Origin of the sequence: Thiomicrorhabdus sp. Kp2, from assembly GCF_000478585.1 — a bacterium.
Classification (GTDB): Bacteria; Pseudomonadota; Gammaproteobacteria; order Thiomicrospirales; family Thiomicrospiraceae; genus Thiomicrorhabdus.
In genome coordinates, this window is the sequence record NZ_ARWI01000001.1 from 37,130 (window position 1) to 60,015 (window position 22,886).

Below are 22,886 nucleotides of genomic sequence, written 5' to 3' on the forward strand. Positions count from 1 at the left end.
TTTAAAATGTATTATCATTGCTCTACGCTTAAGTATTCATAGGTTATAAGTTTTATGCTTGAAAATTTAAAGAACTTACAAAAGATTTATACCTTTCGTGATGTTTTAAGGCATTCACGAGTACTAATATTGTTGATTTTGTCATTTTTAACATTGTTCTCTTGGTGGCTTTTGGAATCAGGGGTTGCGTGGGCATTTGATTATGTGTGGTTTTTTGCTTTATTAGCGGTGACTTTATTTGTTTGGAAGCTGTGGCCAGGACATAGTTCTTTTCGGCGTAAAAAAATTCTCAATGCAAATTCATTAATCAAACATGGTTTATTTTCAGATGCTTATCAAATTTATCAGCGACTTAATAGGCTGGCTGTTTTCCCTTGGGAAAAGCATCAGGCGCAGTTAGATTTGGCTTGGTTCTTATTTGAAGTAGGTAATCATCAACGAGCTTATGCATTAGCCGAAGAGTTAGCTGTACATTCTGGTAATCTTTCTGACCGGGTTCGTGTGAATTTGGATTTTTTGTTGGTTAGGAAATTGGAAAGTGCTCAACTATATGATCAGGCCTTATCCCGTCTAGAAGTTCTTTTAGAATCGGTTGAAAAACCAAGATTACGTATGCAAATATACAATAACCGCGGTCGCATTTATACCTTTTTACATCAACTGGATTTTGCACAAGTTGAGTATGAAAAATCTTATAGATTATTTAAACAAAAAATAGAGCCAGAGTTTTTTTCAGTAATTGTTCATAATTTATTGCTGAACTATGCTCGTCAAGGTTTATTAGATAAATCTGAGTGCTTAATTTTAGAGTATGAAAAATTTCTGGATAAAAACAATCGTGAACAATGGATTGAGTATTCTAATGATTTGCTCCATGCAGGCAGGGAGGCAGAGTGTCAAGCTTGGATAGACAAGGCTTATGCCATACAGACAAAGTTTCCTCCACAAAGTGAGGAAGATGTATTTGTTTTTCGATTAAGTGAGTTACGCATGCGTTTAAATGATGGCAAAGCATTTAATAAAAGCTATGACAGTTTTATGCCTAAGCTCAAAGTCAATCTTGAAGAAGGAAAGCTTGATCTTGGTAAGAAATTATTAATCCATCGAGAGCTGACGCATGTGTTGAATGCGCAAATTGCAAAAAACATTGGTAACCAACGATGGTTGGATGATTATATGTGGTTGACTGTTCAGTCCAAACAATGGCTACCGTTTATTGATCAGATGATTGGGAAAATAAATACGGCGTTGCCGATTGATAAGGTGAATTGGCTAAAAGCAAAGGAACGACTGATAATATCTTCGATTGCCTTTGAATTGGATTTAGCTGTTCTAGAACTGGCATTAAAAGAAATTGTAAAGTTGCAAAATCGTGTGATTGATTTATGGCAAGACGTTGAAAATGTCCATGATACGGTAGAAGAGCAGATTGTCCTTGTAGATTTGGCCATTACTTCCACCACGCAAGCCAGCTGCCAAAATGAGCATGCGATGATGGTTAGAGTATTTCGTGAGTCTGTAGAAAGCGCGTTGGATAATCTGATTGAATGGGTCACCAGTTTGCAAACATATCACGGTCAAGAAGCGCGGGTTATTTTTATTGCATGGGCACTCTTGAATATCCGTAATAATAAGATACTCGCTGATAAGTTGATTAAAAAACTACATACAGAACAATTTTCGCTCAAACATTATGCGCTGTTTGTTAGAGAACAACATACACAGGTGATTAGTATATTAAGGAATACTTGTGACTAAAAAAGAATAATTGGGGTCAAACAATTGGGGTCAGAGTAAAATTAAATTTTCAAGCTGTTGAAAAACATAGTGAATTAGAAATAACTTAATTCTGACCCCAATTAAAAGTTACCAGGCCTGGTTAAATTGTTAAAACCGTTTAGCATTTTTGTTAAGCGGTTTTTTTATATTTAAACTCTACTAATTACGTATTTTTACTCAATCTTGATTAGGGTTTGGTAAACTAGATTTTTATGTCAGTTCTTTGGTATTATCCAGATGGATAAAAAATGGTACAATGAAAGTTAGAAAATTTTGGTTAGGTGAGTTATGTCCTTTTGATGATAGCTTTCGGCGCGTTAAAGATCCACAGGCAAAAGCTAAAATCTTAACTCGGTTACGGCGTTTGGAGTTAGGTAATCGAGGTGACTTTAAAAATATTGAAGGCAATCTGTATGAGTTGCGTATTGATGTTGGCAAGGGGTGGCGAGTTTATTATCAACAACAGGCACATGATGTGGTTTTACTCTACCTAACAGGGAATAAATCAACCCAAGCAAAAGATATTGAAAAAGTAAAAGGCTGGATAAATGAAAACAACTGAATTGAATGTCTCTGACTATTTAGCAACAGAAGAGGACGTTAAGCAGTATTTACAAGCGGCGTTAGATGAGAATGATCCAGAGTTTTTTATTGATGCTTTGGCGATCGTAAGCCGTTCTAAAGGCATGAAAGAAATATCAGAAAAGACAGGCCTGGGTTATCAGAGTTTATACAAGTCTTTTGGTGCTGGTAAACACCCGCGTTTTGAAACGGTTTATAAGGTCATACACGCTTTAGGGTTAAACTTTAGGTTGGTTTAAAAGATGGGATACAGTTTAAAGTAACCAGGCCTTTATACCCCCTTTCGGGGTGTGGTAGTTTATAAAAAGAACACGCTTAGCAAGTTTTGTTAAGCGGGTTTTATGATTTTGGCAATGCTTGATTTTTTGATTAAAGGGGGCAGAGTCCTTTAATAAAAAAGGGGTCAAAGCCGTTTTTTGTGGATAAGTTATCTTTTTAATTTTGTAGTTATTAAGTTTTCGTTGGTTTCAGTGATAGCAGGCCTGGTAGAATTGTTTTTAAAATATGTGAGGTAGGTTGTTAATCTTAAACTCTACTGAAATACACATCTGTATACTAATGGTCAAAATGCTTAATAAACCCTTATCTAAATACATTAATTTATGAATCCAGAGAACTTAAAGAAACTTGTTGAAGTCACGATGCCTTACGGTAAATACAAGGGTCGAATTATCGCTGATTTGCCAGGCAATTACCTTAATTGGTTTGCTAGAAAGGGTTTTCCGCCTGGTAATTTAGGGCAGTTATTGGCTTCTAATGCAGGAGTTGGATCATAATGGTTTAAAGTCACTACTTGACCCTTTAAGAGAGTGAGTTTTATGAGAGAATTGAGTTTTTAAATAACCCTATATCTGCAAAGCATATTGGCCGCAGGATATGCCAGGCCAGGTAGTTTTCAAAAAACGTTTAGCCTTTTTGTTAAGCGGTTTTTTATGTCTGAAAAGAAACAAAAGTTGATAATCTAATGTATAGGTAGTTTTTGCCCAGTGATAAAATAATTTGATTTTGACTGATAGGAAAATGTTATATGATTTTGCCCGAAATAATAATAGGTGAAAACATGTCTAATCAAACTCAAAACAAAGTTAAAACGGCTTCATGGCTAAAATATGGTCTTATCGGGGCATTACTTTTACTGGCTCCAATTACATTGATTAGTGAAATTGTATTGCCAATAGCAACGGCTTAGTTGACTATTTAAATAATGCTTATAGAAAAGCCGAGTTATCTTTTTGAGGTAACTCGGCTTTTTTATTTGGAATTGAATTTACCTAACGATTCTTTCAAAAACCTACCAGGCCTGGTTGCCCTGTAAAGGATTTGATACTCATTATTTTCTGACTGTAAAATCATTTTTATCAGGGGTTGCTTTGTTTTATCATAAAGATTATTTTTTGTCATTTATCGCTGTTCAGGCTGATTGGCATCGTTAATAAAAACCATTTATAAAAAAAGCGAGTTGATGACTACGCAGATTAATGAAAATAAAACGGTTTCAAGTGCTGATGAACTTAGGTATTTAAAGCCGTTTGGAACAATTCTGAAGATAATCTGTTCATCGTCTTGAAAACAGAGGATGGGGATTTTATTACCGAACGTAGCAATCCTGCTTTGGTAAAGCTTTTTAAAATGACTCCTCAACAGGCATCAGGTGCCTCCTTAAAAACACTGCTTCCAGTAGAAGCTTTTCAAAAAATTGCGCAACGTTATAACGACTGTTTACAAAACAACGCCCCTGTTCATTATGCGGAAACTCATGTTCTTGATGACTCTGGTGAAGCACGCTATTGGGAAACAATGATTCTTCCCATTATTGATGAATAAACTGGAGCACAACGCATTTTTGGTATTTCGCGTGAGTTTACTCGACTCAAACGTATAGAAGAGCAATTAAAACTGACTAATGAAAAGCTTGAGGAAACAGTAAAGGCCAGAACTAAAGAGCTTGAAGAGGCACTCCAAAAAATGGAGAAAATCTCAATCTACGATAAGTTGACTATGCTTTACAACCGCCATAAGTTAGACAATGAGTTAACTAAGGAGGTTAATTTTGCCAAACGTTACGGTAATTGCTTTGGTTTGATTTTAATAGATGTTGATAATTTTAAGGTTATTAATGACTCTTTAGGTCACGTATTTGGCGACAGAGTTTTAAAGGAATTTGCCGATGTTTTGAAGCGCTCGATCCGCCAAACAGATATTGCTGGTAGATGGGGAGGGGATGAGTTTTTGATTATTGTGCCCAAAGCCTCTAAAGAAACCATTTTACACTTGGCAAAGACCCTTCAGAATCATATAAAACAACATAAGTTTGAAAAGATTGGACTTTTAACCTTGAGTATTGGTGGTGCCGTTTACCCAGAATCAGATAATGTAGATTCAATCATTCAACGTGCGGATAAAGCTTTGTATGGTTCGAAAGATAAAGGCAAAGACAATTTCACGTTAGAATAAGGTTGTAATCAATAGATTCTTTAATGTGAATTTAAAATAGTGATTATTTCTATTTTATGCTTGAATAAAACCTGCGCCTAAAAATGCAGGTTTTTTGTTTTCGGTTCTCAGGCTTTTTCATTTCTGCTAAGTGGGACAGCAGTGGAGCTAACCCCTTTTATGGATGACTAACACACTAAAAATAAGAGAGGATCGAGACTGACAGTATGAGCGATATTCCTGAATTGCCACCGTTGCCAGAGCGTTTTGAAGCTCTGTTATGGGAACTTTTAAAAACACGGCAGAGCATCAGTGAATATGAACTCTTGCGATATTTATCTGAACAAGGTTTATCTGACTTTAAACCTGACTTGGATCCATTAACGCTATTTCGTGCCCATTTTTTACTCTTTCACCTACTTTATCGTATACAAGACCAGTGGTTTTTTGAAAGTCGTGGTTGGCTTAGCATCCATACGACAGATATTCATTTACAGGAAATGGCATTTTCTCCGAAGTCTGTCGAGAGAACGCCACAAGAGGTGCATAAAGATGACCCCGTCAAAGCTTATTATCTGGATTACCGTGAATTTTTAAACACACAAGAAGAGGATGTACTGGGCTTATTGGATGATTTTTGGAAAAAGATGGCCAGCCATCCTATTTACCCCATTAATGAGGGGGCCAGATTGCAAGCCCAGCAAACTCTTGGTTTGGAAAATCAGATTGTATCTAGGCAGAGTGTGAAATTACAGTTTCGTAACTTGTGTCAGCAACACCATCCTGATAAGGGTGGGGATGCTCAGGTTTTTAGGCAGATTTGCGATGCTAAAGAGATTTTGCTTCAGGGGTTAAATTAAAAGCGGATCCTGGCGAGTTGTTCTGATTCGTTCAAGCCATTTAAAAAACGCTTAAAACCGTTTTTTACTCGGCCACTCATTATTTTAGACTGGATGAAATACTTAACAAGTTAAAGGTATGGTTATGATTATTTTAAGAACTCTGTTATTGATGCTTTTTACCACAATCTTGTTGCCTGTAAATGCGAGTGAAAAACCGTTTGTGATTAAACCGCTTGCAGAGGATTTAGGGATTGTCTGGGGCATGGATTTTTTGGATGAGACAAATCTGATTTTTACCCAACGAAGTGGGCAAGCAGGTTTGCTTAATATTCAGACAGGCCAGGTCACTTGGTTAAAAGGCTTGCCAGAAGTTCATAATGAAAACCAGGGCGGTTTGTTAGATGTAAAAGCGGCGCCCAATTATGCCCAAATAGGTTGGATTTATTTTACCTATAGCAAACCAACCGTTACTTCGGCAGTGACCACTTTGGCTCGTGCAAAGCTAGCAGGCAATAACTTACTAAACTGGCAAGATTTAATGGTTACTCAATCCGAAAGTTTTAAAGACATTCACTTTGGTAGCCGAATTGCGTTTGATGACCAAGACCATGTTTTTTTCAGTGTAGGAGATCGCGGTAACAGAGGAAATGCCCAAGATTTAAGCAATCATGCGGGTACCATTATTCGATTAAACCAGGATGGCTCTGTCCCCAAAGACAACCCGTTTGTGGGCGATGCTAATGCATTGGATGAGATTTGGAGTTATGGTCATCGTAATCCGCAAGGGTTAGTGTTTGACGGTAAAACCAATCGTTTATGGGAGATAGAACATGGCCCGCGTGGTGGAGATGAAATCAACCTTATAGAGAAAGGTCAAAATTACGGATGGCCAATCGTCTCGCAAGGTAAAGAGTATTTTTCAGGTAGGCCTGTGGGCGAGCGCCATCAAGAAGGGGTGATTGAACCAGTCAAAGTCTATATCCCGTCTATTGCACCTAGTGGTTTGATTGTGTATCAGGGAAATGAATTCCGCACATGGCAAGGGAGTCTATTTGCAGGGGCTTTGGTATTACGCCATCTCAATCAAGTGGTATTGGATAAAAATGGCAAAGCCATTGCCGAAAATCGTTATTTACAAGCCTTGGAACAACGCGTAAGAAGTTTAACTCAAGATAAACAAGGGCGAATCTATGTGGCAACGGATAATGGCGTGATTTATAGGCTGAGCGCTCAATAATCGGTTTTAAGTTTTGTATTGAATAACTGAATGCGCCTTACTGAAATAGAAAAACGGCAAACAGCCTTGGCTTTGAGAAAATTCAGGCATGGTTGAAAGGGATGGGTTTTACTAACAACACATCCCTGTAACTTTATTTGCTAGTTAAGGCGAAGGGTAGGTGTATTTTTGGTGAATTTGTTCCAGCTCTGTAAGCAGTTCATCGTTTAATTTGGTGTGAATGGAGTCGATGTTCTCTTTGAGTTGTGACATTGTCGTGGCACCAATGATATTGCTGGTGACAAATGGACGTGTGTTGACATAACTCAGTGCCATTTGGGTTAAAGACAGCTCATGCTTTTGAGCTAAATCATAATAAGCTTGAGTGGCTGCTTGCGCTTGTGGGTTTTGGTAGCGATCAAAACGAGGAAAGAGAGTGATGCGTGCCTCTTCAGGCCATTGATTATTCAGGTACTTTCCGCTTAATACACCAAAAGCCAAAGGCGAGTAGGCTAGTAAGCCAACATTTTCTTGGTGAGCAATTTCAGCCAATCCAACTTCATAACTGCGGTTTAAAAGATTGTACGGGTTTTGTACTGAAACAATCTTCTCCAGCCCAAGCTCTTTAGCGACTTGGATAAACTTCATGGTAGCCCACGCTGTCTCATTTGATAAACCAATGCTACGAATTTTACCCGCTTTCACTTGTTTTGAAAGCGCCTCTAAGGTCTCCGCGATTGGCGTTAAATCTTCTGGTGAGTTTTTAGGGTGTTCAAAACCGAGTTGACCAAAATAGTTGGTTGGGCGTTCAGGCCAATGCAGTTGGTAAAGATCAAGGTAGTCGGTTTGAAGGCGTGTGAGTGATTGATTTAGGGCTGTTTCAATAGTCAATTGATTAAAGCGCGTTTTGCCATCACGAATATGCTCAACAAATTCACCTGGGCCTGCAATTTTAGAAGCCAGTACAATTTCATCTCGGCGTCCAGTTGCGGCAAGCCAGTTGCCGATAATACGTTCCGTTGCTCCATAGGTTTCGGCTTTGGGTGGTACGGAGTAGAGCTCTGCTGTGTCCCAAAAGTTAACGCCTTGACCTAAAGCAAAATCCATCTGTTTAAAGGCTTCTGCTTGAGTGTTTTGTTGACCCCAAGTCATGGTGCCTAAACAGATTTTACTCACTTTGATCGAAGTATTTCCTAAATGACTGTATTGCATATTGCCCCTTTGAAAGCCGTTTGAATTTTGATTGTATTACGACACTCTATAATATTATAAAACGTGATTCATTCAGAAGAAAAAGACTCAACAAAACAGAACCTCCAGAGCAATTAGCAGCTAGTTCGCTCTTCTTTTCATTGATTTAATTTTTAATTTGAGTTCATTGATTAATCTTGTTGGTTTAGAAACCCAGTTATTATTTTTTTGCAGGATTCAGTTTATTGGTAACGAAGTGTTGGTAACTAAATGTTGTTTAGGATACGATGAATGATAATTTCATAATAAATACATTTAGAAGCGACAATGATGAACCTGATTGCTACCTTGCAGAGAAAGCGTAAATTACATTTTGTAACCTTTATTTTTAGTTTCGTTCTATTTGTACCCCAACAAAGCATGGCGGATACTTTAAGAATAGCAACGGATGAATGGTGTCCTTATGACTGTATTGCCTCTCAGAATGATGGCAAAGTCGGTTATATGGGTGATCTTTTGGTTGCCGCTATGCAGAACAGGGGGCATAAAGTTGAGTTTGTTGAGGTTTCTTATTCTAGAGGTTTAGAACTGGTTAGAGAAGGAAAGTTGGATGCTACGATGGCTTGCTTTAAAGAGGAAGCCCCCGATTTTGTCTTTTCAAATGCGGTTCAAGGAATAAGCAATAGCACCTTTTTTAGTCGCAAAGGCAATGATTGGCGCTATCAAGGATTAGATTCCCTTAAGCAAGCTAAAATGATTGGTGTCATTAAAGGATATGATTATGTCGATTCTGAGGTTATGGATTATATTAATCAACACCCTAAAAATGTTTTGGAAATTACTGGCGAAAAGCCTCTTGAAAGGCTGTTGCAAATGTTATTGTCAGGACGTTTGACTGCGGTTATTGACGATAAAATGGTTCTGGAATACAAAATACAGCAAATGGGGTATGCCGATCAGGTTCGGGTTTCTGGCTCGACCTCCGCGGTGATTAATGTTTACTCAGGATTCTCTCCAGTACTTCCAAAATCTAAGCAGTATGCCCAGATTTTAGAAGAGGAAGTTGAAAAGATGCGTCAAAGTGGCCAGTTGCAAAAAATCCTGTCGACTTATGGTATTCAAGATTGGCAGCGTTAAGTTCAAGTTAGACGATTATGTTCCGATATCGCCACTCCATTGCACTACATTTATTAGTAGTCATTTTCGGTTTTTATTTTATTGTGACGCTATTGGTTACTGCCATTCAGCTTTATAAAGAGTACGAGAATACTAAAAATACCTTCTATCAAGAAATCCAGTTATTGCCAGCGACTTTTAGCCAAGGGATTAGTGACTCTGTCTGGACTTATAATCAAGAATTACTTGAATCCATTTTAAAAGGCGTCTACAACATCCCGATTGTTGTGGGCGTTGAAGTGAAATCTCTCGACCATAAAATGGATTATAAGATCGGTGCGATATTCGATGATGAATTACGCCCAGTATTTTATGATAGCCAAGGAAAACTTTCTCAGCCAACTGAGACTGGGTTGGGGTCGTCCTCTCTTTTTAGTCACACTTTTCCAATTACGTATAATGGGCCCGCTTTCAAGGAGCTGCAACCTTTAGGTCAAGTGACGCTTTATTCGAATGAACGTCTGGTTTTTGAGCGCGTGAAATACGGTTTCTTTTTGATTCTGATTAACTCAGTGGTCAAAACCTTTGCGCTTTGGCTGATTGCTTTTTATTTTATCAAACGTTATTTGGGCGAACCCCTAAATGAGTTTACCGATAAAATTAAGAGTCAGGATATAAACGAACCTAAGCCAATCACTTTAGAACTGCCCTGGTCCGATAAAAATGAGATACAGGTTCTAAAAGGCAGTTATAACCAAATGATTGAAGAGTTAAACACCAAACAGCAAGCATTGGTGACGCTTAATGCCGAACTCGATCAAATGGTTAAAGTTCGTACACATCAGCTTGAAAAGGCAAAAGATGAGGCTGAATTACTTGCTTCTACCGATATGCTCACCAATTTAAAGACGCGTCGTGCCTTTTTCGATATTGGTAATCATCTCTTTAATGAAGCCGTCCGTAATGGTGAACATTTGAGTATGATTATGATGGATATCGACCACTTTAAAACCATTAACGATACTTATGGTCACTCGGCTGGAGATAAGGTACTAGCAGCTTTTGCGCAAACAATTTCATCGCTTATTCGTACTTCAGATTTGAATGGACGGCTTGGCGGTGAAGAATTTGCCCTAATTCTAGCTCGGACTGATGAGCAAGGAGCTAAGTTGTTAGCGGAAAAAATTCGGCAGGCATTTATGAAGCTTCAGGTGGAGCACGAGGGACAAATCATTACCAGTAGTGCGAGTTTTGGTGTGATCGAAGCTAATCCAAAAAACTTTACTTTAGAGGAGACTTTAGCTCAATCCGATCAAGCTTTATACGAAGCAAAACACCGAGGTAGGAATCAGGTAGTCTGTTACAGCGAGCTTCACTCTGTCTCTTGAAATATAAAATCAATACAACCACTCTCAATAAAGTGACTCTGTTGTTTCAAATCTAAATGAATAAAAAGAACTTAAAGTGGATATTTATTTTTCATTAGATTGTGAGTGGTTAAGCTTGAGTAATTTTTTATTTAAACGAATAAAAACCCCGTTTAGTGAAGTGCCCTCATAGATTGGTGTCCAACCTTTAGGGGGGCACTTTATAGCCATTTGGTTAAGCGGGTTTTATTAAAATAGTTTGATTAAAACCAACCTGTTTTACATCTAGAATTCAAACGCTTTTATAACATTATCCACGTTTTGCTGAGTCAGGTTTTTTGCGAGAGATTTAGATATTTTTGATTTTGTTGTCGCGGTAAGTTTTGTTTCTACTTTACTGTGAATGGGATCAGAAATAGCGAGATAAATTTTTTCTTCATGTTTGTCTGCAAATTCATTAATAAACCCGCTAATGAGTTCAATGGAGCGGTGTTTTATTTCAAGGTCGCTTTTGTTTTCATAGGAACTATTGGCCCCAGTAACAGAGTTGGAATAGTCTCCCGCCTTGTCGCTATAGAGTTCAGATATTTTTGTGCGAACCTCTGTGTTTTCAGTTGATTGGTAGGCTTGTAGAGAAGTGCTGTTTTGTTCACTTTTATTGACCGCAAAAACTTTAATATTTCCTAAATCAACAAGTATTGCATAACCGATTGTGCTCATTTGAATCCTCCTAAATTGGAAATTTACATATGTATGCTTTGTGGGTTATAACTAGAGACATATTAGGCATGTAATGTTCGGAAAAACAAATGCTTATCTTGTCCCAATCTTTCATACTAAACTAATTTTGGGATTCATTCGAATCTTTATTGTTTATATTTAGTGTTCCGTTTTGTGGGGGAAGCTTTAAAGACTTTTAATGAGAGCCTGTCTACCAGGCCTGGTAAACTTATCAATAACCGTTTTGTTGGAGGAGGTCTTATGAACTTATTACAAGTACTTGTTTCTTGGCCAACCGTTGATTTTAAAAGAGTGTTACATAAAGAGCTTCAGCAAGTGGATAAATCGCAATGGCCTTTACAGCAAGGGCTGGCCATGAGTAACCGTGTGGCAGACACGGATATTAGTTTTATGTTACTTAATGCCGATGAAACTAAGCAAGCTTTGGTTTTGACGGTATTGGTATTTTATACTGGCATGGAGGCGGGAGATTGTTGTGCGGATGATCCAACGCCTATTTGCGAACTACCCGAACAGTGCAAAATAAGACTGACCATTCATAAACCTGCTGGAGAAACCGATGTTTGTTTGCTTGCCGAAGGTGCGTAAATAACCAGGCCTGGTATGTTCAGTGTCCAATGAGCTTTTGAAAACATAGAGTGCTTAATTTTATATATCAAAATTGTTTAACCCTCGTTTAATCTTTGTTTAATCAACCTGTTAGAGCAGGTATGTTAAAACCAATAAAACACGCCTTTCATTTCTTATTGGTTAATTCCTCTAGCGCCTTTATACATTTTGTTTTTTACGGCCTTCTGGTAATATCAATACTGAACGACTAGCCAAATTGAGCTAATTGAAGGAGGAGTCATGTTTTATAAAATGTTATTAATGTGTACCACCGTTATCATGCTTTTTTCAGTACCAGCTTGGTCTGCAGAAGTGTCCAAGCCTGAACTTAAGGTAAAAATCACCGATAAAATCGGTTCTATCACCGTGTTGCACAATGGCAAGCCGATTGTGATACAGCGTAACCAAAATGCAGAAAACACCATTGTTAAAGATTACGCTTTAACCTCAAGAAATTGCCCGCCTTTTTGTGTGCAACCCATCAATTTACTGCCAGGGGTTCATACAATTGGTGAACTGGAGATGTTAACTTTTCTTAAAGGTAAATCGAATGGGGATAAGAACCTATTAATTATTGATTCACGAACGCCAGACTGGGTTGCTAAAGGCACTATTCCTACGGCGATTAATATTCCGTGGACGCAACTGTACCGTAAAGCGTCTAATTTTGAACCAATGGTGGTTGAGAGTATTTTGACCGAGCGTTTTGGAGCCAAAGTGGAAGATGGCATTTGGGACTTTTCCAATGCAAAGGATTTGGTGATGTTTTGTAATGGTCCTTGGTGTGGTCAGTCACCAACTAATATTAAAACCTTAGTCAGTATGGGCTATCCAGCAGATAAAATTTATTGGTATCGAGGCGGTATGCAAGCCTGGAATGCGTTAGGCTTAACAACGGTTAAACCATAAACAAACCCTGAACTAACCATAATCTAACCGTAATATAACTCTTAAAACAATCTCGTTTTATACAAAATTTAATTTACCGTAGGCTTACAAGACATCGTTAAACTCTATGTTTGCCAGGCCTGGTAAATTAAATGTATTGAAAGCCCCGTTTGACCAGTGTGTGAAACGGGTTTTTTATTGGGTAATGAAATGATTTAGGGTAGCGGCAATGGATGGGGTTTAAATAAAACTTTCCAACAGGCGCTTTATAAATATAAGATGGTTGAAGTTTCTCTATAAGAGGGTTTACAGGTGCGTATTTGGCTTTTTTTGATAATGGTTTTTTTGGGTGTTTCAACTGCACAAGCAAGTAGCCATTTTAATTTGTCGCTTGATTCTGGTGAGGAGGTGGCGGTTAAAGTTTATCCAGCGACTTTTTCGGACTCAGAAAAGCCTTTATTAATCTGGTTTACCGAAGGCTATGCAAGCCGTCCGCCTTTTAGACAATTAATATCTGAATTCAATGACCTAGGTTATGAGTTTTGGCAGGTTGATTTGTTGGAGTCTTATTTTATTGAGCGCACACCAACCAATGTTCGAGCTTTAACAGGTGAAGGTGTGGCGGCCGTTTTGCAATATGCAAACCAACAAAATCGAGGTTTTGTGCCAGTTAGTACAGGGCGAATGAGTTTGGTGTTATTGCGAGGTAGTCGTTTATGGCAGCTTAAAAGCGACCCTCAAAATGGGGTTGGAAAGTTGAAGCAGGTGGTGACCTTTTTTCCGAATCTATTTGATGCCCCTAAAAAAGCGGGGGATGCACCTGCGTTATTCCCAATTGTTTCTGCAAGCAGTTTGCCGATTACGCTTGTTCAGCCAACACAGGGCACCTATAAATGGAAATTACCTGAAGTCATTGAGGCGTTGGAAAGAAACCAGAGCCAAGTAACGGTTGCTGCGGCGCTTGATGTTAGAGATTGGTATTTTTTAAGACGTGAACCGACGGCTTTGGAGAAAAAATTAGGCGAGATGATTCCAGAGCAATTGGAAGTTTGGTTAAAAGCTGGGCTGGTTGCAGAAAACACTCGCTTTAAGCCTGTTAAAACCCTTTTAAACAAAGAGGCAACTGTTAGCGTAAAAGGGTTGGTGCCGATTGCCAGCCGTCCAGCACCTAATTTTCAGTTAACCGATATCTACGGTAAGGCGATTCAGTTAAACAATAAGCGGGGCAAAGTCATATTGCTGAATTTTTGGGCGAGTTGGTGTCCACCTTGTGTGAAAGAGATTCCTTCGATGAATCGCCTAGCAGAATCGTTTAAGACGAGTGATTTTGAGATTGTCTCTGTGAATTTTAAAGAGAACCCAGAAACGATTGCAGCGTTTTTAAAGAGTGTAAAAGTGGATTTTCCAGTGCTGATTGATTTGGATGGAAAAGTCTCTAACCGTTATGAAATATTTTCTTTTCCAAGCTCTTTCATTATTGATGCCCAAGGTAATTTACGCTATTCAGTAAATGCGGCGATTGAGTGGGATGAACCTAAAATCAAAGAGACAATTGAATTAATGATTAAGGAGTAGTCGTGTGATAGCAAAAATTTCTTTGAATTATTTTATTGGTCATTGGTTAATAACAAACCTTTGTAAAGAATTGGAAAGTAAAGCCTATGTTAACGATTGAAGTACCTGGTAATGACACCCTAGAGTTAAAACACCTAGTTTTGGATTATAACGGCACCGTCGCTTGCGATGGCATTCTAAAAGAGAATGTTTTGAGCAAATTACAGGCGCTTTCTAGTCTATTGCAAGTGCATGTGATTACCGCAGATACGCATGGTTCGGTGCATAACGCTTTTTTGGGCAGTGGGGTCACGATTTATGTGATTGAAAAGAGTCATCAAGACAAGCAGAAACAAGACTATGTTAACCATTTGAACGCAAAAAACTGTGTTGCAGTTGGTAATGGCTTTAATGATGCGTTTATGCTTAAAGAGGCTGCTTTGGGAATTGTGGTTATTCAAGAGGAAGGCTGTTTCACCAAAACGCTTATGGCAAGCGATTTAGTATTTAGTAGTATTGTGGATGTTTTAGACTCTTTGCTTAAACCTAAGCGCCTAATGGCTTCTTTGCGTAATGCCTAATCTCATAAGGCGGGTTTAAACGAGTTAAGCAGCTGAATGGGGGGTAGATAGAGTGCATTAATCCTCTTAAGTTATGCCCAATAATAATATGACATACCATTTTGGATTAAACGTTATAATCAAAATTACTTGTGAGATTAACGAATGTTTGCTTTATTTAATGGGTAAAACGTTTCTCACTTGCTTTCTGATAAGTGAACCTGTTGGTAAATCTTTCTAATAATTATGAATAGCTTTGGTGCTTAATACATTATGAATTTGGATACGCTTAAACAACGCGCTAAGGCTTTTGATTATCTGTTCGATGCAGTGGTCGTAACGGATTTACAAGGCGTCATAATCGATTGGAATAAGGGTTCAGAAGAGTTGTACGGCTATTCTAAAAATGAAGCCATTGGACAACCCGTTAACATCTTACATGTTCCAGAGGATTCTGAAAAAATCACTTTAGAAGTGATTTCAGCGGTTGAAAAATTTGGCAAATGGTCTGGTGAAATTAGGATGTTGCGTAAAAACGGTGATATTGGCTGGATTGAGTCTATGTGTGTACCCATTTATGCAGACAATGAACAGATGATAGGCGCATTAGGTATCAATCGTGATATCACGGATCGTATAAAAGAAACTAAGCGACTTGAGCAGCTTGCACATTATGATTACCTCACAAAAATTCCTAATCGTTACCTTCTGATTGACCGTATTGAACATTTAATTGCACAGTCAGAACGTAGTAAAAATCACTTTGCTTTGCTTTTTATCGATTTGGATGATTTTAAAGTCATTAACGACACAAAAGGCCATACATTTGGCGATCAAGTTCTGGTTGAAACGGCTTCACGCTTGGAGAAAACCATTCGCAAATCAGATACGGTCGGCAGAATTGGTGGTGATGAATTTGTTCTGTTATTAGAAAATATCTCTAATAAAAATGATCTTTCTAGCATGGTTGAAACGATTGAAAACAAATTAAATGAAGTATTTATTTTTGATGATAAACAGCTTCAAGTCAGTTGTAGTATTGGTGTAGCCATTTACCCTGAAGATGGCACAACAATGGACAGTTTACTTACGGCTGCCGATGTTGATATGTACAAAGCCAAAGGGAAGAGAGCTTGTTCCTAGCCATTAAACACCTGGAAATAGTAATAAAATAAAAGATAGATTGTTAAGCCCTCTTTTCAGTATTCAAAGTTTGATAGAGCTTGTATAACCGTTTTTTTTGCTCTTTTTATATCAGCATATTCACAATAAATTCATTTTTAAACTTGCTAAAAGAGTAATATTAAATGGGTTTATATTATTTTCAGTTTAAGTCTTGGAGGTGGTTATGGAACGATTACAGGAAACAGGGGCGATGATGGAACGTCTTATGAAAGATATGCCAGAGCAGTTAAAACAGTTTGGCGGTTTTGTTAAAGTGGCCGAAGCGGATGGTGCTTTAGAAGAAAAAACCAAACATTTAATGTTGCTTTCTTTAGGTGTGGCATTTCAATGCGCTTGGTGTATAGCAGTGCATGTAAAAGGGTGTGTGGATCAAAAAGCGACGAAAGAAGAGATTCTTGAAGCCGCTATGATGGCGGTTGTCATGGGAGGCGGTCCAAAGTTAATGTATATTGAAGTGGTCTATGAAGAGTTGGATAAATACTTTAAATAATTGGCCTTCACACAATCTGAATTAAATTACACCTAAATCATATAGTCGATATTCTGGCTAGGTTAAGAGTCTAATTTGATTTACTCTCAATAAGCACAAAACCAAACCTACTTCATGTAGGTTTTTTGTATCAATCTCATAAATAAAATTTTTTACTTGAAATCCCGCAAAGACTGAGTTGACTTATCTCTATTCATTTTAAGCTCGCTTGAGTTATTACCCTATTTTTTTTAATGAAATTATGTTTAATTATTGCTGGTAAGACTAATTTGGAGTGAAGTTATGTCAAAAGACCAAAAGCAGAATGATTCTATTGGTTTGTTACACCCACGTTCTCTTAAATACCTCACGAACTATTTACAGTCTATGGTTCATAATCGCTTGTGGCTACAGGTTTTAATTGGAATGGTTTTAGGGATTGTGACTGGAGTACTCATTGGGCCTTCGGTAGGTTTGGTTGAACCTTCAATGGCAATCTTGGTTGGGGACTGGCTGGCTTTTCCAGGAAAATTATTTCTGGCACTTATTCAGATGATTGTTATACCGCTCATTTTTGCCTCAATTATACGAGGGCTTGCCGCTACAGAGGATCTTGAGCAACTTCGCAGTATGGGGTTTCGTGTTGTGTTGTTTTTTATCGCGACTACGGCAATGGCAATTGTTATTGGGTTAATCGTAGCTTCGGTCATTAAGCCTGGTACCTACATCGATAGTCAGGCACTCCAGGCCAATATGTCAATTGCACCTGTATTAGCTGAACAAGCCTCGTCACAAAGTATCAATATTTCAGACCTGCCTCAAAAAGTGGTCTCTTTGCTTCCTGCAAACCCATTAGGGTCGATGGTTGAAAGTGATATGCTGCAAGTGGTCATCTTTGCTATGGTTGTTGGGGTTGCATTAGTGATGATGGCTCCAGCACAGGCTAAACCGATGTTAGATTTGTTAGGTTCTTTGCAGGAAGTCTGTATGACGGTCGTGCGCTGGGCTATGGTGTTAGCACCCATTGCAGTGTTTGGTTTATTGGCGCAATTGACGGCCAAACTGGGTATGGATGCTTTACTCGGTATGGCCGTTTATGTTGGAACGGTTTTGTTCGCTTTGTTGTTATTGTTCATGACCTATTTGATTATGATTTTTCTTATTGCAAGAGAGTATCCATTCAGTTTTATCCGTGACATAAGAGAGGTTATGTTACTGGCATTTTCAACCTCGAGTTCTGCAGCGGTCATGCCATTATCTATTAAAACAGCCGAAGAGAAGTTAAAAGTAAGGCCCTCGGTCTCTCAATTTGTTATTCCGCTCGGTGCAACCATTAATATGAATGGAACGGCTTTGTATCAAGGGGTTGCCGCATTATTTCTTGCTCAGGTGTTTGGTATTGAAATCGGTCTGAGTGGAATGGTATTGATAATATTAACCTCTGTGGGAGCTTCTATCGGTGCTCCAGCTACGCCAGGCGTGGGGATTGTTATTTTGGCTATGGTACTTAACTCGGTCGGAATTCCACCCGCAGGAATCGCATTGATTATGGGGGTTGACCGTATTCTTGATATGAGTCGTACCGCTATTAATGTTACAGGTGATTTGGTTGCTGCTAAACTTATGGATCGTTGGGTCGGCTCAAAAGCGACATTGAAAGAAGAGCTAAAAGAAGAATCTTTACATGAGGATATTCGTGAGAAAACGGGGATGGATGTTTTAACCCCAGAGAATGTGAAGTAATTGATACTATTTGTGTTTAAAAAAGGTAAATCTATTGTAGCTTCCAGGCCTGGTCTCTTTTACACCAGTCAAGCCCGCTAACTGTTATTAAGCGGGTTTTTTATTGACCCAGATAATGTATTTTCGTTATATTGGCTGGACGATAATCGACATGATTTGCAAAAAGGTTAGGATTTTATGGACTCAAATATTTCAATAGAAGATTCAGAGCATCGACTGATATTAAGAAATTTAGAATTAACCGATTTTCCTGATCTTAAAGAGATGATGGCGATTGTGTACCCCGATATGGATGGTGCTGGGCCAGAGAAGGTGTTTAAAGCGCAATTAGCCACTTTTCCAGAGGGGCAGATATGTATTGAAGATCATGGAAAAGTGATTGCCGCCGCCTTCTCATTAATTGTGGATTATGACAAGTTTGGCGACTATCACACTTATGAAGAGATTACTGGTAATGCTTATCTTACAACCCACGATCCAAGGGGCGATGTGTTGTACGGCGCAGAGGTGGTGGTGCATCCTGATTACCAAGGAATGCGTTTAGGCCGCAGGTTGTACGAAGCCAGAAAAGAGCTGTGTCAGAACTTAAATCTCAAGTCGATTGTGGCTGGTGGTCGAATTCCAAATTATAAAAATCACGCCCATGAGATGTCTCCGCAAAAGTATATTGAACGGGTTAAGAAAAAAGAGATTTACGACCCGATTTTAACCTTTCAACTCTCTAATGATTTTGAAGTGAAGAGAGTACTAAGTGACTACCTGCCTGAAGATAAAGAATCAAAAGGCTATGCTACTTTGCTGGAATGGACTAACCTCTATTACGATAAGCAGAAAGCACCACTGTTTGGTGCAGTAAAAACGTCGGCAAGAATTGGTTGTGTTCAGTGGCAAATGCGCCCCGTACAATCTATGGAAGATTTGATTCAACAGGTTGAATTTTTTGTGGATGCATTGGCCGACTATCAGTGTGATTTAGCGCTTTTTCCAGAGCTCTTTAATGCGCCATTAATGGGGATTGATACCCATCAGAACTCAATCGATTCAATTAAGGCGCTCTCTGAATATTCTGAGCAGACGGTTGAAGAAATATCTCGTTTAGCCGTTGCATATAACATCAGTATTATCGCGGGTTCACTGCCTGTTATGGAAAATAACGTGCTCTATAATGTCTCCTATTTTTGCCGAAGGGACGGTACGATTGAATCGCAGTATAAAATTCATCCAACGCCACATGAAAAACGCGCTTGGATTATGGCGGGCGGTAATAAATTAAATGTGTTTGATACCGATTTTGGCAAAATTGGTATTTTGATTTGTTATGACGTGGAGTTTCCAGAGCTTGCACGTATGCAATCGGAAGAGGGGATGCAAATCCTGTTTGTGCCATTTTGGACAGATACCAAAAATGCTTATTTACGGGTACGCTGCTGCGCTCAAGCCAGAGCAATTGAAAACGAATGTTATGTGGCGATTGCAGGAAGTGTGGGAAATTTACCCAAAGTGGATGGGGCAGACATTCAATATGCACAATCGGCGGTATTTTCGCCTTCTGATTTTTCGTTTCCACATGATGCGATTATGGCAGAAACGACCCCAAATACAGAAATGACACTCATTGTTGATTTAGATTTAGAAAAACTCAGTGTGCTTAAAAACGAAGGTTCTGTACGTAACTATTTAGACCGTCGCCGTGACTTATACCGTATTAATTGGATTGGCGATAAAGAGTAATTTAGATCAATTTACCAGGCCTGGTAACGATGATTTTTCGTCGGTGGTTTGATTCTTAACCTGCTTGAATCATTCAGCGGGTTTTTTATTATCTGTATTTAGCTCTGTGGAGTTTTCGACTAAGATAGTCGCTACAAAAATAATCGATACCAAAATAATTGAGGAAAAAATATGACTCTTGTTGAAGCCGTTAAAAGGCGTTATGCAACCAAAAAGTTTGATGCAAACAAACGTATTTCAGATTCTGATTTTGCACAGATTAAGACTTTACTGCGATTGAGTCCATCCAGTGTGAACTCTCAGCCTTGGCATTTTGTGATTGCCGATAATTTAGACGCCAAAAAGCGACTGGCTAAAGGCGCACAAGGTGTATACAGTGCTAATGAACCTAAGATTTTAGATGCCTCACATGTGGTTTTGTTTTGTGCTAAAACGGAGATGAGTGATGAGTATTTACAGCACTTGTTAGAAAACGAAGATAAAAATGGTCGTTTTCCAAAGCCAGAAGCAAAGGAAATCGCAGGTAAGGTACGTGGGTTTTATGCTGACTTACACAGAAAGAATTTGAATGACACGCAAAGTTGGATGGAAAAGCAGGTCTATCTGAACATAGGTACGATTTTATTGGGTGCTAGTATGCTCGAAATTGACGCTGTGCCAATTGAAGGGGTTGATGTGAGTGTGCTAAATAACGAGTTTGAGTTAATCGAAAAAGGCTATACCGCTATCGCAATGGTGGCATTAGGCTATCGTCATAAAGAGGATTTTAATTCATCTTTGCCAAAATCAAGACTTCCAGAAGAGGAAGTGTTTACTTTTCTAAATCACTAAGCTGAACCAGTTCAGCTATTGACCATAACGGTACATTGTTAGCTATATATTGGTGCTTTTTGCACCATTTTCCTTAAATCATCATCTCTTTTTATTGATTATTTGTTACTGTTAAGTATTAACCTTCTATTATATGGTTAGTTATAAATTAAGGTATTCTTTTTGCTTTATTGTGAGAAATAAGCCTTTATATCTACATTATAATTGGAGTTTCTAATGGAAGTAGAGCTTTTAGATACGCTTTGGGTGTTGTTGAGTGCAATTTTAGTTGCCTTTATGCAACCAGGATTTACTGCCTTAGAAGCGGGTCAAACTCGTGCCAAAAACTCCATATCTACTGCAATAAAGAACACCAGTGATTTTCTAATCTCATTTATTGTTTTTATTATTTTCGGAGCAAGCATAATGCTCGGGAACTCTATAAGCGGTTGGATAGGTTGGAATCAACTGTTTTTCTATGAAGGTAGTTTGTCAGAAATTGTTTTTGTTCTTTTTCAGGCTATGTTTGCATCAACGGCCGTTACCATTATTTCTGGCGCTATAGCTGAAAGAACGCGCTATCCAACTTATCTTTTAATTGCCATTTGGGTATCTTTAGTGGTTTATCCTGTTCAGGCACACTGGATTTGGAATGAGGCTGGCTGGCTCGCTCAAATGGGGTTTGTGGATTTTGCTGGTTCTACGGTTGTTCACTCTGTAGGTGGTTGGGCGGCACTGGCGGCCATCATTATAATTGGCCCGCGTTTGGGACGTTTTGAATTAAAGAACGGCTTTGAAAAATCCAATCTTGCTTTAAGTGCTTTAGGGATTTTCTTTATCTGGCTTGGTTGGATTGGTTTTAATGGTGGCAGTATGTTGGCATTGAATCACAAGACTGGGATTGTTATTTTAAATACCTTAATTTCAGGTTCTATTGGTGGTATAGCAGGGTTAATCTATAGTCGCTATGTTTTTGGATACTATGATGTCAGTACGATTATGCATGGCATTCTTGCTGGGTTAGTTTGTATTACGGCTTCAGCAAACCTCGCGCAACCCATTGATGCTATTTTTATCGGAATTGTGGGATATCTCTCTTACGAATTTGGTCGCTATGTTTTGGTTAAGTTTCAAATTGATGATGCGATTGATGCCATTCCAGTTCATCTTTTTGCGGGTATAAGTGGTACTTTAGCGGTTGCATTTTTTTATCCTCAAGATCAAATCTTTCACCAACTGGGGGTTCAATTAATAGGTGTATTGACGGTAGGGGTTTACGCCTTTACAACCTCTTATCTGTTTTTAAAAATGGCCACGCATTTTATGAGGCTCAGAGCAAGCGAGGCGGATGAAATTATTGGTTTAAATATTAGTGAACATAATGCCTCTAACTCCATGACTGACTTGGCGCAGATGATGCATCGGCAAGCAAAGTCTAAAGATTTTAGTCAAAAAATTATGGTGGAACCTTATGCTGATGCAGCTCTGATTGCTGAGTTTTATAATAATGTAACTTCTGCATTTAATAAGTTAACAGATGAAAATCAGTCTTTAATTGCAGAAATTGCCTATAGGGCAAATTATGATCAACTTACAGGCCTGCCAAAACGGCAGTTATTATTTACAGAGCTTGAAAAAGCGATTGTTCATCTTGAAATAGAACCTCAAATGCACGGTTTGTATTTTGTAGATTTAGATGGTTTTAAACAAGCGAATGATCAGTTTGGACATGATGCTGGTGATGAAATACTCAAAGCTGTAGCAAAACGAATGCAGTTATTAGTTAGAAAAATTGGTATGGCCGCTCGCTTTGGGGGCGATGAGTTTGTAATTTTGATTTTAGAGCTTAACAATGAAACTGAAGCCGCTAATTTTGCAGAAAAACTTTTAGAGTCTATTCGTCAGCCAGTACAAATATCTGAACAACGGATGATTGAAATAGATAGCTCAATCGGTTTAAAGATTTTTAACCAAGATAGTAATATGAGTATAGATAGTTTAATAAAGGATGCTGATTCAGCGATGTATGTAGCTAAAAAACGTGGAAAAGGTACTTGGGTTTTAGCTTAA

21 protein-coding genes and 2 pseudogenes are annotated in these 22,886 nt (G+C 38.5%); 21 read left to right on the plus strand and 2 right to left on the minus strand.

The window, feature by feature from the left end; all coding sequences use genetic code 11:
• The first annotated feature begins 54 nt into the window (after nt 1–54).
• The 9 genes and pseudogenes from A379_RS00175 (at nt 55) to A379_RS00210 (ending at nt 6,873) form a co-directional block, all read left to right on the plus strand.
• Nucleotides 55–1,758, plus strand: coding sequence for a hypothetical protein (locus A379_RS00175; RefSeq protein ID WP_040724805.1), 1,704 nt, complete (start codon nt 55–57; stop codon nt 1,756–1,758).
• A 277-nt stretch (nt 1,759–2,035) separates the two neighbouring features.
• Nucleotides 2,036–2,341, plus strand: coding sequence for a type II toxin-antitoxin system RelE/ParE family toxin (locus tag A379_RS00180; RefSeq protein ID WP_040724806.1), 306 nt, complete (start codon nt 2,036–2,038; stop codon nt 2,339–2,341).
• The gene (locus A379_RS00185) at nt 2,328–2,600 is read left to right on the plus strand and encodes an addiction module antidote protein (RefSeq protein WP_040724808.1); all 273 of its coding nucleotides are present in this window, start codon (nt 2,328–2,330) and stop codon (nt 2,598–2,600) included. The genes A379_RS00180 and A379_RS00185 overlap by 14 nt, the downstream gene beginning before the upstream one ends.
• Nucleotides 2,601–2,963: 363 nt before the next feature.
• Nucleotides 2,964–3,174 (plus strand): annotated as a pseudogene (locus A379_RS00190) (DUF3820 family protein).
• Between the two features lie 247 nt (nt 3,175–3,421).
• Nucleotides 3,422–3,550 (plus strand): hypothetical protein, encoded by a 129-nt coding sequence (locus tag A379_RS13195; RefSeq protein ID WP_255325062.1) that lies wholly within the window; start codon nt 3,422–3,424, stop codon nt 3,548–3,550.
• A gap of 341 nt (nt 3,551–3,891) precedes the next feature.
• Nucleotides 3,892–4,185, plus strand: a pseudogene (locus A379_RS00195) (PAS domain-containing protein); the annotation flags it as partial.
• 141 nt (nt 4,186–4,326) lie between these two features.
• Nucleotides 4,327–4,815, plus strand: a complete 489-nt coding sequence (locus A379_RS00200) for a GGDEF domain-containing protein (protein ID WP_051144817.1) — start codon at nt 4,327–4,329, stop codon at nt 4,813–4,815.
• 206 nt (nt 4,816–5,021) lie between these two features.
• Entirely contained in the window at nt 5,022–5,654 is a 633-nt protein-coding gene (locus A379_RS00205) for a DNA-J related domain-containing protein (protein ID WP_040724812.1), read from the plus strand.
• 124 nt (nt 5,655–5,778) lie between these two features.
• Nucleotides 5,779–6,873, plus strand: coding sequence for a PQQ-dependent sugar dehydrogenase (locus A379_RS00210; protein WP_040724813.1), 1,095 nt, complete (start codon nt 5,779–5,781; stop codon nt 6,871–6,873).
• A gap of 144 nt (nt 6,874–7,017) precedes the next feature.
• On the opposite strand, the gene A379_RS00215 is transcribed toward A379_RS00210, so the two are convergent.
• Nucleotides 7,018–8,064, minus strand: a complete 1,047-nt coding sequence (locus A379_RS00215; RefSeq protein WP_040724815.1) for an NADP(H)-dependent aldo-keto reductase — start codon at nt 8,062–8,064, stop codon at nt 7,018–7,020.
• Between the two features lie 306 nt (nt 8,065–8,370).
• Between A379_RS00215 and A379_RS00220 the strand changes: the two genes are divergently transcribed.
• Nucleotides 8,371–9,180, plus strand: a complete 810-nt coding sequence (locus A379_RS00220) for an ABC transporter substrate-binding protein (protein WP_040724818.1) — start codon at nt 8,371–8,373, stop codon at nt 9,178–9,180.
• Between the two features lie 17 nt (nt 9,181–9,197).
• Nucleotides 9,198–10,547, plus strand: a complete 1,350-nt coding sequence (locus A379_RS00225; protein WP_040724819.1) for a sensor domain-containing diguanylate cyclase — start codon at nt 9,198–9,200, stop codon at nt 10,545–10,547.
• 264 nt (nt 10,548–10,811) lie between these two features.
• Here the strand turns inward: A379_RS00225 and A379_RS00230 are convergent, their stop codons facing one another.
• The gene (locus A379_RS00230) at nt 10,812–11,246 is read right to left on the minus strand and encodes a host attachment protein (RefSeq protein ID WP_040724821.1); all 435 of its coding nucleotides are present in this window, start codon (nt 11,244–11,246) and stop codon (nt 10,812–10,814) included.
• Between the two features lie 261 nt (nt 11,247–11,507).
• Between A379_RS00230 and A379_RS00235 the strand changes: the two genes are divergently transcribed.
• The 10 genes from A379_RS00235 (at nt 11,508) to amt (ending at nt 22,886) form a co-directional block, all read left to right on the plus strand.
• Nucleotides 11,508–11,855, plus strand: coding sequence for a hypothetical protein (locus tag A379_RS00235; RefSeq protein ID WP_040724822.1), 348 nt, complete (start codon nt 11,508–11,510; stop codon nt 11,853–11,855).
• Nucleotides 11,856–12,116: 261 nt separating this feature from the next.
• Complete coding sequence (locus tag A379_RS00240) at nt 12,117–12,785, plus strand: rhodanese-like domain-containing protein (protein ID WP_040724823.1); 669 nt, start codon at nt 12,117–12,119, stop codon at nt 12,783–12,785.
• A 315-nt stretch (nt 12,786–13,100) separates the two neighbouring features.
• On the plus strand, nt 13,101–14,339 hold the full coding sequence (locus tag A379_RS00245) for a TlpA disulfide reductase family protein (protein ID WP_157832326.1): 1,239 nt from the start codon (nt 13,101–13,103) through the stop codon (nt 14,337–14,339).
• Between the two features lie 86 nt (nt 14,340–14,425).
• Nucleotides 14,426–14,899 (plus strand): HAD family hydrolase, encoded by a 474-nt coding sequence (locus A379_RS00250; RefSeq protein WP_040724825.1) that lies wholly within the window; start codon nt 14,426–14,428, stop codon nt 14,897–14,899.
• 252 nt (nt 14,900–15,151) lie between these two features.
• Nucleotides 15,152–16,021 carry a sensor domain-containing diguanylate cyclase gene (locus A379_RS00255; RefSeq protein ID WP_040724827.1) on the plus strand — a complete coding sequence of 290 codons (870 nt, stop codon included), beginning with the start codon at nt 15,152–15,154 and terminating at the stop codon, nt 16,019–16,021.
• A 205-nt stretch (nt 16,022–16,226) separates the two neighbouring features.
• Nucleotides 16,227–16,553, plus strand: coding sequence for a carboxymuconolactone decarboxylase family protein (locus A379_RS00260; protein ID WP_040724829.1), 327 nt, complete (start codon nt 16,227–16,229; stop codon nt 16,551–16,553).
• A 282-nt stretch (nt 16,554–16,835) separates the two neighbouring features.
• Nucleotides 16,836–18,275, plus strand: a complete 1,440-nt coding sequence (locus tag A379_RS00265; protein ID WP_040724831.1) for a dicarboxylate/amino acid:cation symporter — start codon at nt 16,836–16,838, stop codon at nt 18,273–18,275.
• Nucleotides 18,276–18,452: 177 nt separating this feature from the next.
• A complete protein-coding gene (locus A379_RS00270; protein WP_040724832.1) occupies nt 18,453–20,006 on the plus strand; it encodes a bifunctional GNAT family N-acetyltransferase/carbon-nitrogen hydrolase family protein in 1,554 nt (517 codons plus the stop codon).
• Nucleotides 20,007–20,177: 171 nt separating this feature from the next.
• A complete protein-coding gene (locus tag A379_RS00275) occupies nt 20,178–20,837 on the plus strand; it encodes an oxygen-insensitive NAD(P)H-dependent nitroreductase NfsB (protein WP_040724834.1) in 660 nt (219 codons plus the stop codon).
• A 216-nt stretch (nt 20,838–21,053) separates the two neighbouring features.
• Nucleotides 21,054–22,886, plus strand: a complete 1,833-nt coding sequence (gene amt / locus A379_RS00280; protein ID WP_040724837.1) for an ammonium transporter — start codon at nt 21,054–21,056, stop codon at nt 22,884–22,886.